Annotated in this window: 8 protein-coding genes; 6 read left to right on the forward strand and 2 right to left on the reverse strand. The window is 72.4% G+C overall.

Translation table 11 applies throughout. The features are described from left to right. Nucleotides 1-22 precede the first annotated feature (22 nt). The 3 genes from ACFWPS_RS39265 (at nt 23) to ACFWPS_RS39275 (ending at nt 8492) form a co-directional block, all read left to right on the forward strand. Nucleotides 23-3958: an ATP-binding protein gene (locus ACFWPS_RS39265; RefSeq protein ID WP_383714703.1), complete on the forward strand. Its 3936-nt coding sequence runs from the start codon at nt 23-25 to the stop codon at nt 3956-3958. A 110-nt stretch (nt 3959-4068) separates the two neighbouring features. Then, nucleotides 4069-6876, forward strand: coding sequence for a beta-L-arabinofuranosidase domain-containing protein (locus ACFWPS_RS39270; protein ID WP_383714706.1), 2808 nt, complete (start codon nt 4069-4071; stop codon nt 6874-6876). A gap of 122 nt (nt 6877-6998) precedes the next feature. Further along, a complete protein-coding gene (locus tag ACFWPS_RS39275; protein ID WP_383714709.1) occupies nt 6999-8492 on the forward strand; it encodes an MFS transporter in 1494 nt (497 codons plus the stop codon). A 12-nt stretch (nt 8493-8504) separates the two neighbouring features. On the opposite strand, the gene ACFWPS_RS39280 is transcribed toward ACFWPS_RS39275, so the two are convergent. After that, entirely contained in the window at nt 8505-9536 is a 1032-nt protein-coding gene (locus tag ACFWPS_RS39280) for a methyltransferase (RefSeq protein ID WP_383714712.1), read from the reverse strand. A gap of 136 nt (nt 9537-9672) precedes the next feature. Continuing rightward, a complete protein-coding gene (locus ACFWPS_RS39285) occupies nt 9673-10464 on the reverse strand; it encodes a LysR family substrate-binding domain-containing protein (protein WP_383714715.1) in 792 nt (263 codons plus the stop codon). Between the two features lie 131 nt (nt 10465-10595). Here ACFWPS_RS39285 and ACFWPS_RS39290 point away from each other — a divergent pair, with 131 nt between their 5' ends. The 3 genes from ACFWPS_RS39290 (at nt 10596) to ACFWPS_RS39300 (ending at nt 17128) form a co-directional block, all read left to right on the forward strand. Then, nucleotides 10596-10988: a DUF5997 family protein gene (locus tag ACFWPS_RS39290; protein WP_383714717.1), complete on the forward strand. Its 393-nt coding sequence runs from the start codon at nt 10596-10598 to the stop codon at nt 10986-10988. A 330-nt stretch (nt 10989-11318) separates the two neighbouring features. After that, nucleotides 11319-12173 carry a DUF4132 domain-containing protein gene (locus ACFWPS_RS39295; protein WP_383714720.1) on the forward strand — a complete coding sequence of 285 codons (855 nt, stop codon included), beginning with the start codon at nt 11319-11321 and terminating at the stop codon, nt 12171-12173. Next, nucleotides 12170-17128 (forward strand): hypothetical protein, encoded by a 4959-nt coding sequence (locus ACFWPS_RS39300; protein WP_383714723.1) that lies wholly within the window; start codon nt 12170-12172, stop codon nt 17126-17128. Before ACFWPS_RS39295 ends, ACFWPS_RS39300 begins: the two co-directional genes overlap by 4 nt. Nucleotides 17129-17144 lie beyond the last annotated feature (16 nt).

The following is a 17144-nucleotide window of genomic DNA, read 5'->3' on the forward strand; positions in this document are numbered from 1 at the left end:
AGTGCCAGAAGGGAGCGGCAGGTTGGCGGAGGGCAGCACCCACAACAACATCGTGAGCGGCAACGCGACAGCCATCAACGCCGAGTCGATCGGGAACGTGAACGTCAACGTCCATCTGACGGCATCGCCCTCGGAGACCGATCCTGTCACGCGGGACCGTTGGGTACGGGAGGCCGTCGGTTCCGGCGTCTGGCGCCATGTCCCGGCCGGCCGGGACACTGCGCACCACCGGGAACAGGTCGCCGCCATCACCACGTCCCTGGCCCGGATGCGCGACGAACTGGAACGGCGCCTGGAGCAGGATCCGTGGTGCGACGCGCGGATCGCGAGCACGTTCCTCGGCAACGTCGACTGGCTGCTCGGCGAGCCGCCCCAGGGACAGGCCCGGGCGCAGTCGGACGGTCTCGACCTCTATCCGGCCGAGGCCGCCCTCCTCGTGCTGTTCCCCTTCCTCCACCGGGTCCACTCCCTGCGGCGGACGGCACGGCTCATGGAAGTACGTCCCTGGTCGCTGCGGACCGAGCCGAACGCCGGGCCGTTGAGAAAGGCGTACGAACTCTTCGCGGAAGAGAACGACGTACTGGTCCAGCGCGCGCTGCGTGACCCGGAGGCCGAACCGCTCGTCGGCTGGTGGATCTGCCACCGCTGGCTCAGCCAGCACGAGGAGTTCGCCGATGCCACGTCGGTCCCCGATCTCCTGCGGGAACTGGGCAGGGACGCCGAGGAGTTGGACAGGGTGCTCGCGGCCGACCGGCTGGCCGCGCTGTTGCACGGGTTGCGCCGGGGGCCCGATGTCTGTCATCCGGAGTTCCTGAACCTCCTGCCTCCCGACGAACGGGTCCGCTGCGGTCCGGGTCACCAGCAGATCCGCTTCCAGCGGGCCGCTCTGCTCCTGGCCCTGGGCTACAGCATGTCCGCCGAGATGACGACACTGCCTGACATCGTCGCCGAGCATCTCGCCATCCCGCACCCGGTGGACCTGGACGAACTGCGTCGCACGCTCACGGCGGCGGACTGGGGTGGCTCACGCGACCTGCCGGTCCTCCGGGCCGAATGTCATCACGAGGCAGTCGTCGAAGGACTGAAGGAGTACACGGGCCGCGCCGACACCCTGCTGCACGCCGTACGGCGCACCGTACGCGAACGGGTCAACCAACCCATGCCGGACCTCCCGACCCGGCTGTCCGCCGACGGTGTGGTGCCCCGTGACGGCGCCTTCGACGGGTACGCGAGATTCCGCAGCGACGGGCGTCGTGTCCTCGATCTGGCGATGGGTATCGAGCTGTACAAGGATCGCGATCTCGCCGTCCGGGAGCTGTACCAGAACGCGCTCGACGCCTGCCGTTACCGGCGAGCCCGCCAGGAGTACCTCGACCGCACCACCGGCTCGCACGGCACGCCGTACCCCGGGAGCATCTCCTTCGTCCAGGGCGTCGACGACGACGGCCGGGCCTGTCTCGACTGCGTGGACGACGGCATCGGCATGGGCGAGGCCGAACTGCGCGGTGTGTTCTCGCGCGCCGGGGCGCGCTTCGCGGAGCAGTTGGAGTTCAAGCTGGAGCGGGCCCGGTGGGAGTCGCTGGACCCGCCGGTGAGGCTGTATCCGAACAGCCGCTTCGGCATCGGCGTGCTGAGCTACTTCATGCTGGCCGAGGAGATCCGGGTCACCACCTGCCGGATGGACACCGACGGACTGCCGGGGCCGGTCCTCGATGTGTCGATCTGCGGCCCGGGCCACCTGTTCCGGATCGTGCAGACCGCTACGCGGGGGCGCCGGCCGGGAACACGCGTCCGGCTCTATCTGCGGTCCGACATCGATACGGCGTCCTGGTCCGCCGTGGATGTCCTGGAACGTGTGCTGGCCCTCGCGGAGTTCCCCGTTTCGGCACAGCACGGTGGGCGGACCAGCACCTGGACCGTGGGACAGCTCAAAGAGCGGGACGCCAGGGACCGGACCGAGAACTTCGGACTCAACGCCCACGGGCGTCAGGCGTACTGGCCTCACGGCTCCTCCGATCCGCAGGTCATCTGGTGCGAGGAGGGCGGCGCGCTGCTGGTGGACGGCCTGCTCGTCGAACCCACGGTACGGGGCGGAGTGCTGTCGCCGAACGGCTCCGGCCTTACGGGCGCCGTGGTCAACCTCTCCGGTGAATCGGCCCCGGCGCGGCTCTCGGTGGACCGCAGGAACGTCGTCGACGACGTGGCGTCGCCCGTCCGGGAACTGCTCGGCGCCGCCACAGCCGTACTGACCGAAGGCGACGGCCGGTGGGCGGACTTCGTGTGGCTCTGCAACGTGGCGGAGGGCAGCGCGGTACTGGGCGACATCGTCGCGTCCGCGCTCTCCTCGGCGGCGCTCGATGTCACATACCGGGGGTTGGCCTTCGGCGACAGCCGGGTGGGCTTCTTCCCGGCCGACGTGTCCCTGGTGCCGAGCGACCGGTACACAGGGGGTGGCGCGCGGGCTCGGCCCAACTGGACCATCGTCAGTGGCGAAGTCCCGGACCACATCTATCTGTGGCGGGTCATGGCTCGCCGTCCGCGCGCGGCATTGCGGGCGCTGATCGAGGTGTGCCCGGAGATCGAGGGGTTCGGGCCCGTACACGCACCCACGTTGTCCGACCAGTGGCTCCTGCGGTCCGAGAACAGGCAACGTGGATGGAACGGAGCCAGGAGTCCGGTGGTCATCGCCCAGGCCGCGGACAGGCTGCACCTCACGGGGCGCGAGGTCGCCCGCCGGGTCGCCGATCTCGGCTTCGACGACAACGATCCCCGGCGGTGGTCGGACGACGCCGAGCTCACCACAAGCAACTGCAGAACGTTTGGGGACGCCTACGGCAACTCCCTCAGCCGCAATAAGGCCCTTACGCCGGATGATCTCCTGAGTGCGGCTCGACGTTCCGGAACAGGTGTCACGTCGACCGCCGGGTTCCTGCGCAGCTTCGGCTATCACATCTCGGACAGCGTCGTGGCGCTGTCCGAGGCAGCCGAGAAGCACGATCTGCTCTGGCTCAATCCGGAGAACAGGGCCGACGGCTGCCTGGACCCGGACGCGAAGGTTCCGCTCGGCCACATCGCGCATGCGAGCATCGAACTCGGCCGGCCCGTGCCCGAGGTGTGCAGCAGGCTGGCGGCCCACGGACTGCGGACCGACGCCGGCCGGCTGCCGGCACATCCGTCGGACGAGACCCTTCTCCTGCTCAGCGTCAACGTCGACGGCAAACGCCCCTGGCTGCAGGGCACGTCAGTGCCGGCGGGACATGTTCTGGCAGTGGCAGAGGAACTCGGGCTGAAGCCGCCAGAAGTGCTGGCACAATTCGCATCCTTGGGGTTCACGCTTCCTCAACCCTTTCCCGCCGACGCCTCGGAAGACGACATCTGGCTGCTGTGGGACGGGGTCTACGGCGAATACCTCACGCCACAGAGCCCGCTCCCCTATGGCACGGTCTTCAACCAGGTCAAGGACCTGGCGGTGTTGAGGTACAAGACCGACAGGATGCGGGCCTTCGGTATGGACGTCCTCTTGGAGGTGCCGATCCGCCCCACCCGACTGGACCGGGAACTCCTGCAGGAGAGCGGTCCTGTCAGCTGGTGGTCCGTGGCGGGCCGGGTCGTGCCGTTCAGCCACGTCCTGCTGGCCGCCCGTGAGGTGGGCGCGAGCCCCACTGCGGTGGCCAGGCGGCTGCAAGCCTGCAAGATCCCCACCTCACACGACAGCCTCCCGAAGGGTCTCGCCTTCAGCGAAGCCCTACGGCTCCTCCGGGTGGACGAACTGCCCGAGGGCGAGCTGCCGGAAGTGGAGCACTTCCCGCTCGAGTATCTGCACAAAACCGCTCTCCGCAAACGCACCGGCGTCCCCGAGATCGTCTCGCTCATCCGCCAACTCGGTGTCCCGCTCCCCGACCCCGCCGAAACGATCCGAGCCGCACTCGCTCGCGTCCCCCGCCCCCGACTCCCCTGAGTGCGCATCCGATCCGGACCCATTGACGCTCCCTCACCTCACTCATAACGTCTGGGCAGCCCCCCGAACACTGTCCGCGATTTCGAACAACTTGATCCCTGGAGGAGCCCATGCCCCAGCCCCTCTCCCGAAGGACCCTCCTCCAGGTGTCAGCCCTGATCGCCGCGGCCGGTGGGACCGATGTGGCGGTCGGTGGTACGTCGGCCGCAGCCGAACCCGCCTGGAAGGTACGGCCGTTCGGGCTCGGTGACGTGGTGCTGGAGCCCGGGCCGTTCGCCGAGAAGCGGGCGTTGATGCTGGACCACGCGCGCGGCTACGACGTCAACCGGCTGTTGCAGGTGTTCCGGGCCAACGCGGGGCTGGACACGGACGGCGCGGTCGCGCCCGGTGGCTGGGAGGGGCTGGACGGGGAGGCCAACGGGAATCTGCGCGGGCACTACACCGGGCACTTCCTGACCATGCTGGCGCAGGCGTACGCGAGCACCGGGGAAGAGGTGTTCGGGGCGAGGATCCGCACCATGGTGGGGGCGTTGGACGAGGTGCGCGAGGCCCTGCGGCAGGAGCCGTCCGTGCTGAGTGTGCCCGGGGTGTTCGGCGGGCGGGCCGCCGAGAACGAGCGGGGGGCGTACCGGTACGTCGAGTTGCCGGCCGGTGTGCTCGGGGACGCCTTCGCCGTCACTCTGGCCGCCTGGGTGAAACCCGGCCATGAGGACTCCTGGGCGCGGGTGTTCGACTTCGGGAACGACACCACCCGGTATCTGTACCTCGCCGTCAGGAACGCGAGCGGGGTGCCCCGGTTCGCGATCACCACCGGAGGCGCGGGCACCGAGCAGGGGCTCGACGGCACCGCCGCGCTGCCCCTGGACCGGTGGAGCCACCTCGCGGTGACGATCGCCGACGGCACCGGCACACTGTACGTCAACGGCACACCCATGGCCCGGAACACGGCCATGTCCCTCACCCCGGCCGCCCTCGGCACCCTCGCCGATCACTGGCTGGGCCGCTCCCACTACGCCGCCGACCCCGTCTTCGCGGGCACCTTCGGCGGGTTCGACGTGTGGTCGCGGGCGTTGGGCCCCGATGAGATGGCCGGGTTGCAGAGCGCGCCGGCGAGCGGCGACCTGGTGTCGTACGCCTTCGGCGAGACTTCGGGGCCGGGGTTCGCCGACGGGTCGGGGCGCGGCCTCGACGCCGTCCTGCGCCGTACCTGGGGCGGGCCGAGCCATCCCGGGTTCCTCGCGGCCTGTCCGGAGACGCAGTTCATCCTGCTGGAGACGATGACCGGCAGCGACTACACGAAGGTGTGGGCGCCGTACTACACCGCGCACAAGATCCTGCGGGGGTTGCTGGACGCACATACGGCGACCGGTGACGAGCGGGCTCTGGACCTCGCGTCCGGCATGGGCGACTGGATGTACTCCCGGCTGTCCGTGCTGCCCGCCGCCACGCTCCAGCGGATGTGGGGGATCTTCTCCAGCGGCGAGTTCGGCGGGATCGTGGAGGCGATCTGCGACCTGCACGAGCTCTCCGGCAAGGCCGAACACCTCGCGCTGGCCCGGCTGTTCGACCTCGACAGCCTCATCGACGCCTGTGCTGCGGGCACGGACACACTGGACGGGCTGCACGCCAACCAGCACATCCCGATCTTCACCGGTCTGGTCAGGCTGTACGACGCGACGGGCGAGGACCGCTACCTCACGGCCGCGAAGAACTTCTGGGGCATGGTCGTACCGCACCGCATGTACGCCATCGGCGGCACCAGCACGACCGAGTTCTGGAAGGCGCGGGACGTGATCGCCGGGACCATCAGCGCTACCACCGCCGAGAGTTGCTGCGCGTACAACATGCTGAAGCTGAGCCGGGCGCTGTTCTTCCACGAGCAGGATCCGGCCTACCTGGACTACTACGAACGGGCCCTGTACAACCAGGTGCTCGGCTCCAAGCAGGACCGGGCCGATGCCGAGAAGCCTCTGGTCACGTACTTCATCGGGCTGACGCCCGGTCACGTGCGGGACTACACGCCCAAGCAGGGCACGACGTGCTGCGAGGGCACGGGCATGGAGTCCGCCACCAAGTACCAGGACTCGGTGTACTTCGCGGCGGCCGACGGCAGCGCCCTCTACGTCAACCTCTACAGTCCGTCCACGCTGACCTGGGCCGAGCAGGGCGTCACGATCGGCCAACGCACCGCTTTTCCCCGGGAACAGGGCAGTACGCTCACCGTCGGCGGCCGGGGACCGGCCCGTTTCGCAATGCAGTTGCGGGTGCCGGTCTGGGCGACGGCCGGGTTCCGGGTGACGGTGAACGGGCACGCGGTGCCCGGCACTCCGCGGCCGGGCAGCTACTTCGCGGTGTCGCGGACCTGGCGGCCCGGGGACACCGTGCGGGTGTCGATCCCGTTCCGGCTGCGGGTCGAGAAGGCCCTCGACGATCCGTCGGTGCAGGCCCTGTTCTACGGGCCGGTCAGTCTGGTCGGGCGCAACACCGCCACGGACTACCTGGAGTTGGGGCTGTACCGGAACGCCGGACTCTCCGGTGATCTGCTGCCGTCCCTGACCCCGGTGGCGGGCAGCCCGCTCCATTTCACCCTGGACGGACTGGACGGACTGGATCGACAAGACGGAACGGAGTTCGCCCCCTTCTACGAGGGGACCGAGGATCCGACGCACGCCTGCTTCCGCCGTTCGGAGCCGACGGTGGTGTTCGGCGGCCTCGACTCCGGGGTCGCCAACCCGGTCGGGTCCGACGGCGGCTCGCTGCTGGACGAGGTCTGGGCCGCGGCGCCGTTCCGCGACAAGGGGGCGCTGGTGGCGCGGGTGCGGTCGGTGGTGGACGCGTGGGTCGCGGACGGGCTGCTGACAGGAGCGGACGGCGACCGGGTGCTGGCCACGGCCCGGGAGGCGTCGTACGCGCCCTGACACGGGAGGTGTCGTACGTGTGCCGGCGCGGAGACGCGGGGCATCACTCGGAAGGAGCAGTTCGGCCATCCGTTCGCTCCGCCGGTCGTGCGATGCCCGGAATGACTGCATAGCGTGGCCGCATGACCACGACCTGGGCAAAGCCACAGCGGCCGGCCACCGAGGACCGGCGCTGGAAGGCGCTAGGGGTCTGTCTCGCGGCCGGCTTCATCTCGCTGCTCGACACCTCGATCGTCAACGTGGCGCTGCCCTCGATGGAGCGCGGGCTGGGAGCCACGGAGGCCGCCCAGTCCTGGGTGGTCTCCGGGTACGCCCTGACCTTCGGACTGGCCCTCGTCCCGGCGGGCCGGCTCGGCGACATGCGCGGGCGACGCCAGGCCTTCCTGGTCGGGCTCGCCCTGTTCACGGTGGCCTCGGCGGCCTGCGGGCTCGCCGCGAGCCCCGACCGGCTGGTGGTGTTCCGGCTGATCCAGGGCGCGGCGGCGGGCATGGTCGCGCCGCAGACCTCGGGGCTGATCCAGCAGATGTTCCAGGGCACCGAACGCGCCAAGGCCTTCGGGCTGCTCGGCAGCGTCATCGGCGTATCGACGGCGGTCGGCCCGCTGGCCGGCGGTGTGATCATCGACGCCGTCGGCACCGGCGACGGCTGGCGCTGGGTGTTCTTCGTCAACCTGCCCATCGGGATCGCCGCGTTCGCCGCGGGTGTGCGGCTGCTGCCCCGGTACCCCGCGTCGACGGACCGGCGGGAGCGGTTCGACCCGCTCGGGGTGCTGCTCCTCGGCTCCGGTGTGCTCGCGCTGATGCTGCCGCTGGTGCAGGAGCAGCAATGGACCGGACGGGAGAAGTGGGCGCTGTTTCCGGTGGGCGCGGTGCTGCTGGGCCTGTTCTGGGCGTGGGAGCGGCGGCAGGGCCGGCTCGGACGGGCGCCCCTGGTCGATCTGAGCCTGTTCTCGCAACGGTCCTTCACGCTCGGCGCGCTGATCAGCCTGTCCTACTTCGCCGGCTTCACGACGGTCTTCTTCGTCCTCGCCCTGTTCCTGCAGAACGCGGCCGGATACAGCGCGCTGGCCGCAGGAGTCTCGGTGCTGCCCTTCGCGATCGCCTCGGCGGTCGGTGCCGCCCTGGGCGGCCGGCTGGTGATGCGCCACGGGCGCAAGCTGGTCGTCATCGGGCTCTCCGGAGTGGCGCTGGGGCTGCTCGGGATCATCGCGGTGGTGTGGCTGGTGCCGATGGAGAGCTTCGGGTGGGCCGCGGCGGTGCCGATGGTCGTCGGAGGCATCGGCTCCGGCATCACGGTCTCCCCGAACACCACGCTCACCCTCACCCGCGTCCCGGTGAAGCGTGCCGGTGCGGCCGGCGGGGTGCTGCAGACCGGCCAGCGCGTCGGCTCGGCGGCCGGGATCGCGGTGGTGGGCTCGGTGTACTTCGCCCACCTCGCGCACCGCGGCCCGGCCACCGAGGCGCTCCAGCTGGGCCTGCTCACATCCGTCGGGTTCATCCTGGTGGCGCTGGGCCTGGCGGTGGCCGATCTGGGCGAGCGGGCGAAGGAGCCGGATGCACTGGACGATCTGGAGACGCCCCGGGGCCGAGTGCTGAGGGGCGCACCGGACGACTGAGCGGCGGACGTCCTAGGCGGCCACCGCCTCCACCACCGAGAGAACGGTCGACGTCGGCACGACCCTGGACAGTTTCAGACCGGCGGACTCGAACAGCGTGGCGAACTCCGCCTCGGTGCGTTCCCGGCCCACCAGGCACGCCATCAGCAGCAGGTCGAGCGCCTTGGCCTGATGGGGTGCGTTGCCGGGCGGGACCACGGCGTCGACGACCAGGATCCGCCCGCCCGGAGCCAGCGCGGCACGGCAGCGGTCGAGGAGGGTCACGCACTGCTCGTCCTCCCAGTCGTGCAGGATCCGCTTGAGCACGAGGACGTCGCCCTCCGGTACGACGGTGAAGAAGTCACCGGACTCGGTGGCCCAGCGTCCGGCGGTCGCGGGCGTGTCCAGCCGGTGTCCGGCCAGCACGTGCGGCTGGTCGTACAGGACGCCGTGCAGACCGGGGTGGCGGTCGAGGACCGCCAGCAGCAGGCCGCCGTGGCCGCCGCCGACGTCGACGACCGTCCCGGTGGGCGGCAGGTCGCAGGCGGCGACGATGGGCTCGTTCTCGGCGTCGGACATCGCGGCCATCCCGCAGTGGAAGACGTCGGCGGTGTCCTCGTCCTGCGCGAAGTAGTCGAAGAACGGCAGCCCGAAGAGGTGCTCGAACGCGGAGGTCCCCTCGCTCACGCAGCGGCTCAGGTCGGCGGTGGGCAGCCACATGCTGCGGTCGGTGTTCATCAGCACGGCCGAGCGGGCCGAGCACGGTGCGTCGGTGCGCAGCGCGTCACCGGCGGCGGTGAGCCGGAAGCGGCCGCCTGCGTCCTCCGCGAAGACGCCGCGCGTGGCGAGCAGCCGGAGCACCCGGTAGAGGTTCCGCGGGTCGGTGCCGGTGGCCTCGGCCAGTTCGGCCGGGGTACGGGGGCCGTGGTCCAGGTGGTCGGCGACGCCGACGACCGCGGCGGCGCGCAGGGCGGCCGGGAACAGGTAGCCGAGTGATTCGTTGACGAGGAACGCGGACGAGGCACGGGGGTCGACGGCTTCGTCCGGGTCTGCTTCTGGGCTCACGGGCGCCTCCAGCGGTGGATGTCCGGGATGTCCGGAGGCATCGTGACATTGCGCGGGCCCGGGATCGGGGAAGACGATCGGGGCGCGCGGAAGCAGATCGGGAGCGGGCGAGAGGCAGGTGGGGGGCGGCCGTGGCCTACGAGCTGCGGCGGGGCTTGCCGCGCTTCGCGGGCTTGGTGGGCTTGGCCGACTTCGCGCCGGTGGTGCGGGCGCGTGCGCCGCGGGCCGCGGGCGTCGCCTTGGCCGCGGCGGCCGGCTTCTTCGCCCGCTTGGCCTTCTCCGGCGAGGCCCCTGCCGGCTTCGAGGTCGGTGCGGCCTGGCGGCCACGCGTGCTGTTGACCGTGCGGCCGCGGACGATACCGATGAAGTCGTCGACCATGTCCGTGGTGGCCTCCTCGGGCCAGGACAGGGCGACGATCGACTCGGGGCCGTCGGTGAGAGGCCGGTAGGTGAGGTCCCGACGGTGGTACAGGCGCGCCAGGGACTGCGGGACGACCAGGAGGCCCACACCGGCGGCGACCAGTTCCACGGCGTCCTCGGTGGTCGCGGGGCGCTCGAAGGCGGGCTCGCCGGGCGGGGCGTCCCAGTCGAAGACGTCGTCGAGGGGGTGGAAGAGGACCTCTTCGCCGAGGTCGGCCACGGTGACCTCCTCGACCGCCGTGATCAGGTGGTCCTTGGGGACGACGACCACCGTGGTCTCGGTGTAGAGGGGGATCGCGCTGAAGAACGTACGGTCCACCGGGAGCCGTACCAGACCGGCGTCCGCGTCACCCGCGCGCAGCAGGTCGGACGCCTCGGCGGCGGAGACCTGGTGGAGGGTGAGGGGGATGCCGGGCCGGCGCTCGTTCCAGATCCGAACCCATTTGGCGGGCGTCACGCCGGGGACGTACGCGAGCCGGAACGACGGTGTTTCCTCCGAGCCTGTCACCAGCCCAGGTTAACGGGCCCCGGCCGACCGCTCGGCACCGGCCGTGGTCGGCCGCCCCGCACCGGTCGTGGTCGGGGCTTCCGCACCGGCCGTGGTCGGGGCTTCCGCACCTGGCCGATACCCTTGACCTCATGAGTTCGCACCAGACCGCCCAGACGATGAAGCCCGCGACCGCGGCGAAGAAGCTGGGCGTGTACCTGCCCGCCACGCCCACCGCCTTCCAGGAGGGTGTCGTCTCGCGCGCCGAGCTGACCGAGCTCCAGGCGAATCCGCCCGAGTGGCTGCGCGAGCTGCAGGCCAACGGGCCGCACCCGCGTCCGGTGGTCGCGGCCAAGCTGGGCGTGTCCATCGCGGGGCTGGCGCGCGGCGGGGTGACGGAGCCGCTCACCACCGAGCAGATCGAGGAGCTCAAGCGCGAGCTGCCCGAGTGGCTGGAGAAGGAGCGCGCCACGCAGGCCGAGGTCCGCAAGGAGACCGTGCGGCTGAAGAACGTGAAGCGGGAGAAGGAGTCGGGGCAGGACTGAGCCCTCACCCGCGCGACTTTCCCACGGCCCCGGTCCAGGCACCTCCGCCTGTACCCCGGGGCCGTCGCCGTACCGGCCGCGCCTCTGTGCCGGTCCGCCGGGCTTCCATCCCCCATCGCCCATCCCCATCCCCCGGGCCCTCCCAACTCCCCCCGCCCTCAATCCTCTTCACCGGCCACCCGGGCCGCCGTCCTGTCCCGCTCCCCCGCCGGCCCCTGCCACCCTCGCTGAGCTGCGGTTTCCCCATCCGGAAACCGACCGCGGAAGGCGTTGTCAGTGGTCTCCCCTACAGTCGCCATCACTTGATCACTGCGGTGCGGGGAGGCACGCATGGGGTGGGTGACGGCCGGGGACTACGAGGTGGCCCTGGACGACGGGAAGGTGGTCTGCCGCAACACGGCAGGGCGGCGGCTGAAGTCCGTGCCCGCGAAGCTGGCGGACGATCCCGCCGTGCTGGGTCTGCGGCAGCTCGCCGAGTGGCTGGAGCGGCACGAACGGCAGTGCCTGGCCGACGTGGAGCGGTGGATGACCCGCTCGCTCCCGGTGCCGCTCGCCGTCCTGGCGCAGGTCTGGCCGGACCCCGCCTGGCAGGCGGCGCTCCGCGACCTGGTGGTGACCGGCACGGACGGCGAGGTCGCCGGGTTCCTGCGGGACGCCGACGCCGGGCGCGGGCTCGGCCTGGTCGACCTCGACGGCGACACCGTGCGCATCGCCCCCGAACTTGTCCGCCTGCCGCACCCGGTGCTCCTCGAAGACCTGGAGGAGCTGCGGGAGTTCGCCGTCGAACTCGGCGTCGAGCAGAAGGCGCAGCAGCTCTTCCGGGAGGTCTGGCACCGCCCGGCAGCGCTGGACGCGGAGGGCACCCAGATCGAGGAGTACGCGGGCGGGGTCTTCAAGGAGCTGCGGTTCCTGCACGGCAGGGCCACGCAGTCGGGGTACCGCGTGCGCGGCGGATACGCGGTGTGCTCCGTCCTTGAGGAGGGCCGCGGGGTCGAGGCCCGGGTCTGGATCGGCGACTACGACAGCTACTTCGAGACCGAGACCGGCCCGCTGGCGTGGACCGATCCTGCCGGCCGGACGCTGAGGCTGGGTCAGGTCGGCCCGGTCGCCTGGTCGGAGGGGATGCGGATGGCGGCGGCGCTGTACGCCGGGCGGGACATCGAGGACGAGGAGCGGGCGGCATGACCACGTACGACGACAGCACGGCCGCGCTGCTCGACGCCGGCGCGATCCTGCCCTCGGGCACGACCACGCGGGAGGACTCCGACGTCCTCACCGCACGCACGTACACGCACCCCGCCCTGGACGGGCGGACGGTGGTCCGCCTGGTGCCGGGCACCCTCGGCGAGGCCGAGGACCTGGCCCTTGAGTTCCTCGGTCTGGCCCGGGAGCCGGCGGCGCCCGAGGTCGGCCAGGTGCGCCGGGAGACTCTGGGCTTCCCGGCCTGGGCGCTGGTGCACGACCCGGCCAACGGCCATCACGCCCTCGCCCTGGTCAAGGACGTCGAGCGGCTGGCCCGGCAGGCCAAGTCCAAGCCGGGCAACGCGAAGGAGGGCTTCGAGGCGCTCGGCGAGCGGCTCGGCCGCGCGGTCCCGCACTTCCTGCCGACCTTCTACGAGCAGGCCGCGCGGGTCTTCCTCCAGCACGAGAACACGACCTACGCGGCCGCCTTCTTCGGCAAGGCCCGCGAGGCCGAACGGGTGCACGCGCTGGCCGTGGACGAGGAACGGCAGCGGGCGGTGTTCCTGGAGTTCGCCTTCGCCGGGGCGCTCACCGTCAAGGCGCTGAAGGAGTACGTGAGGGACCTCGCCCGGCGGCTCGAACCGGCCACCGCCTGGGCACAGTTCCGGCAGCTGACGGTGGAGCGCTGTGCGGCCGGAATGCCGCCGTACGCCTCGCTGCCGCAGGACGCGCGCGGGCTGATCAAGGCGGCGGGGCTCGACCGGGTCACGGAGGAGTGTGCCCTGGTCGCCGACCTGCTGGCGTCCCCGGCCGCCGTACGGGCGCCCGCCTCCTTCTGGAACGCCTACCGGAGCGTGCTGCCCGTCCTCGCCGAGCGGCGGCCCGGGATCCGGGTACGGCTGCTGGAGATCATGCCGGCCGGCCTCGGCCGGGAGGTGGAGGACGACGAGTTCTGGCTGGCGCTGCTGGCCGAGTGCGGGGCGGACCAGCTGCTCACCGAGGACGACGGGGAGAACGGCGGGGAGGCCGACGCGGCGGACTGGCTCAGCCGTTGGGCCCAGCACCGCAAGCACGGGGCGGCGTACTCGCACCGCTCCCCCGCGACGCTGGCGCTGGTCGAGCGGATGGCGTCCCGGCTGCGGGCGGGCGGACGGCCCGTCGACCTCTTCACCGGGCGCTGGCAGGCGGGGGCGGACCTCGATCTGCTGGACCTGTGCGTGGCGGAGGGCATCGCGCTGGCCGTACCCGACGCGGACACCCATGTGCATCTGCCGCTGGGCATCTGGCTGCGCGACAAACGGCCCGGACAGCGGGACCTGAAGGCCGTCGCCGCCGAATCCCGTTACCGGGCACTGCTGTTCGAGGCCGTCGAGGGGCTCGGGCGGGGTCAGGGACCGGCGGAGCTGCCCAAGGTGGCCGCGCATCCGGTGCTCGGCGAGGTACTGCGCGAGTGGCTGCAGGAGGCGACCGCGGAGTTCGCCGCCACCGCAGGGCTGCCCGGCGCGGACACGAAGCTGGAGCGGCTGCGCCCCTTCCGGGCGGTGGTGCAGGAGAGCCCGCAGGCCGTCCGCCGGCTCACCGGGTACGACATCGTCCCGGTCCTCGGCCGTACGCTGCGCGCCGGGATCCTGGACGAACTGGGCTGGCCCGCGCTGGAGGAGGCGCTGGAGCTGCTCGACGCCGAGGTGCGCAAGGACCGGGACGACACGCTGTCGGTGACCGAGGCGTGGCCCGCGCTGATCCTGGCACGGGGTCACAAGGCGGTCGTCGTCGGCCCCGAGGGGATCCTGCTCACCCACGACCTGCGGCTGCCCACGGACCTGGACCGCTGGCACCGGCCCCGGTTCCGGTACGTCGACGGCGAGTTGCTGGTGATGTGGCGGGACGGCTCGAAGCAGCACGGTTACTGGTCGAACCGCCCGTCCGAGGTGGTCCCGCTCGGTGGTGAGCAGATTCCCAGCTGGTGGTCCGGCATGGACGCGGCCAATGCGTCGATCCCGCTGCCCGATGGCGGCCGGGCCACCGGCGGCCGCACCCTGCACGCCGGGGACACGGTGCTGCCGCCGAGCCGCCCGGTCATCGGCGACGGCACCACGTACTGGCGGCAGGGCAGGCAGGGGCGGCAGTCGCTGTGGCTGGAGTACGACCCGGCGACCGGCGAGCACGGACGTGCCTCGCTGCCCGCGCTGCTGGCGTCGGCCGTCCGCGAGGACACCTCGCTGCTGCCCGGTTCCTGCGAGGTGCTGCCGCTGCAACCCGGTCTGGAACACAGCCCGTTCGGCACCGACGGCACGGTCCTCGGGCGGTGGGTGCGCACGGAGGGCGAGGGCGCGGAGGCGCGGACGACCGCCGGTACCCCGGACGGGCGGACGGCGACCCTGCGGGCGGCCCGCAACGGCCGGGTGCCGGGGGTGCCGCTGGGCGCGCTGCGGCTGCCGGGCGGGGCCGCGCCGATCGCCGCGCAGACGTACCAGAGCGTCGCCCTGCACGCGGACGACGGCACCGAGCTCGGGCGGGTGTCCTTCGGCGAGTCCGGCGGGACGTACGCGGCCGGTACCCGGCTGGTGCCGCCGGTCGCGTTCTGGCACGCGCTGCGCCCCCGCGACGAGCGCGGGTCGGCCGTACTGCGTGCCCTGACCGACGCGTCGGCCGGTGAGCTGATGCGGGCGACGGCGACGGCGCTGGACGAACGGCAGCAGGCGCTGGCCCGGGCCGGGAAGGACGACAGGGCCAGGGCCGGGGTGCCGACCGCCGACGCGGTCACCGTGGCAGCGGTGGCGCGGGTGCTGCCCGGACTGGCCGACCGGCGGCTGCTGGCCGGTGTCGCCGCCCTCGTCCACGCGGCACTGCGGGTCGCCGAGGCGGCCGCGTCCCTGGCCAGGCCCCCGAAGGAGCGGCCGCGGCAGCCCCGGCAGCGGACCGAGGGGATGTTCGCCGACTACTCCCCGCTGCACGGCGGGGACCGGACACTGCACGACGCCGCGACCGGCGTCGTGACCCTGCAGAACGCGTGGCACGGCGGCTGGGCCGCGCTGCGCCAGATCCGCGCGGTGAACCAGGTGCTGTCCGGCCGCCCCGCCGACGGCAGGCCGCTGCCGGAACGCGAGCGGCTCGCCGTCGTCGGAGACGGCTGGCTGAGCGACGAGCACACCATTCCCACCATCGGCGCGGAATGGCCGCCCGTCCTGGGCGTCCTGCGGCCGCTCGCCTACCGCGCCGCCTCGCCGGCCCTCACCGACGTCCAGCGCGAGCCGCTGCTCCTGCTGTTCGAGGCGCTCACCGAGGGGCCGCTGGCCGGGCTCGGGACCACGCTGCGCGCGGTCGTGCTGGGCGAGCCGCACGACGAGCAGCAGCGGGTGGGACAGGTGCTGCGCCGGGACGGCCGTACCGTGGTGGTACTCGGCTGCCAGAGCGTCGACGCCCGGCTGGGCGCGGTGGAGTGGCTGGCGCTGGACCACGACCCGTCCGGGGCGTTCGGTGCCGTCGGGCACTTCACGCTGGTCCGGGAGAACCGGTACACCACCGGGATCCCGGCGGACCGGCTGGCCGAACTGACCCGGCTGATCCGGGAGAAGGGCGCCGCACCCTGGCGACCCGAGGCCCCCGAGGCACTGGTGACCGCGACGAACGGCGCGCTGGGCCCCCTCCAGGCCACCGTACTGCTGGCCGGACACCCGCACGCCCCCGCCGCCGAGGGGCTCGCCGCCGTCGGCCTCAAGCCGCGTCAGCGGAGCTTCGGCGCGCAACTGCTGGACTCGCTGGGCCAGGACGAGCAGCGGGCGCTCCTCGGCGCGCTGCTGCCGGACGACCCGGCCGCGCTGTGGACGGCCGGCCCCGACACGGCGGCCGCGGGCCGGCTGTGGGCCGAGCGCCTCGGCACCCTGGTACGTCTGCCGGAGGAGCTGAGCACCGATCTCGCCGGCATGGGCGTCGGTCACGCCGAGGCCGTGCTCAACCCCGCGCGCACGCCCTGGCTCGCCCGCACCACGGTGTTCCGGACCGGCAGGGACGGCGACTTCGCGCCCGCCGACCCGTCGGCGGTGCCCGGTTCGTACGTGCTGGCCGGGGCCGTGGAGAGCCTGGCCGCGCTGGCCTACGTGCTGCCGTACGGACATCCGCTGCGGGCCGGGCTGACGGACGGGCTCGGCGCACTGCGCCGCCGGCTGGCCGACCCCGGGCTGCTGCTCGACCTGAACCTGGAGTGGACGGAGAAGGGCGGCCCGACGTGCGTGCAGCTGCGCAAGGTCTTCGGCCTGCCGGAGACCGGCGGCGCCGACGCGAACGGACTGACGAGGGCAGGTGACGCCCTGGTGCTGCGCCCCTGGTACTCGGACACGGAGCACGTGCTGCTCCGGCCGGGAGCGCTGAGCGGAGCCGACGACCCCGTGTTCGGGCTCCTGGAGGGGCTGCTCGGCGAGGGGCGGGCGTCGCGGCTGCGTGCCGTCCGGACGCTGCTCGGCGACGACCTCGCCGGTGCCCTCGCGGCCGACGGGCACGCGGGGTACGCCCAGGACCCCACGGTCGGCGTGCCCGCGCTGGTCGCGGAGGTCGCCGGGGCGCACGGACTCGGCGAGGACGCGGCGGCGCTCTACCTCCAGCTGCTGGCGCTGCCCGACCCGACCGACCGCAACTGCGCGCGCTGGACCGGCTGGAAGCCTGCCCGGATCAAGAAGGCACGTGCCGAACTGGCGGCGACCGATCTGGTCGTCGAGGCGAAGCGGCCGCGCGCCGGCCGCACCCTCTTCCTGCCCGGCGGCTGGCGTGACCTCAAGGCTCCGGCCCTGCCGGTGGAGACCTGGAAGGAAGCCCTCTACCCGGTCTCCGACGGCAACCGGACCCTCCCGCCGGTCCCGGTGCCGGAGCTGTTCACCCGCGCCTGGGAGCGGATACGCGCCGGGGACGCCCCCGGGTACGAGCAGCTGACCACACGGGCGACCCGCGGCGGCCGTCGCCGATGACCACGATCCGTACCAC

The sequence above is a fragment of the Streptomyces sp. NPDC058457 genome (assembly GCF_042720695.1).
Lineage (GTDB): Bacteria > Actinomycetota > Actinomycetes > Streptomycetales > Streptomycetaceae > Streptomyces.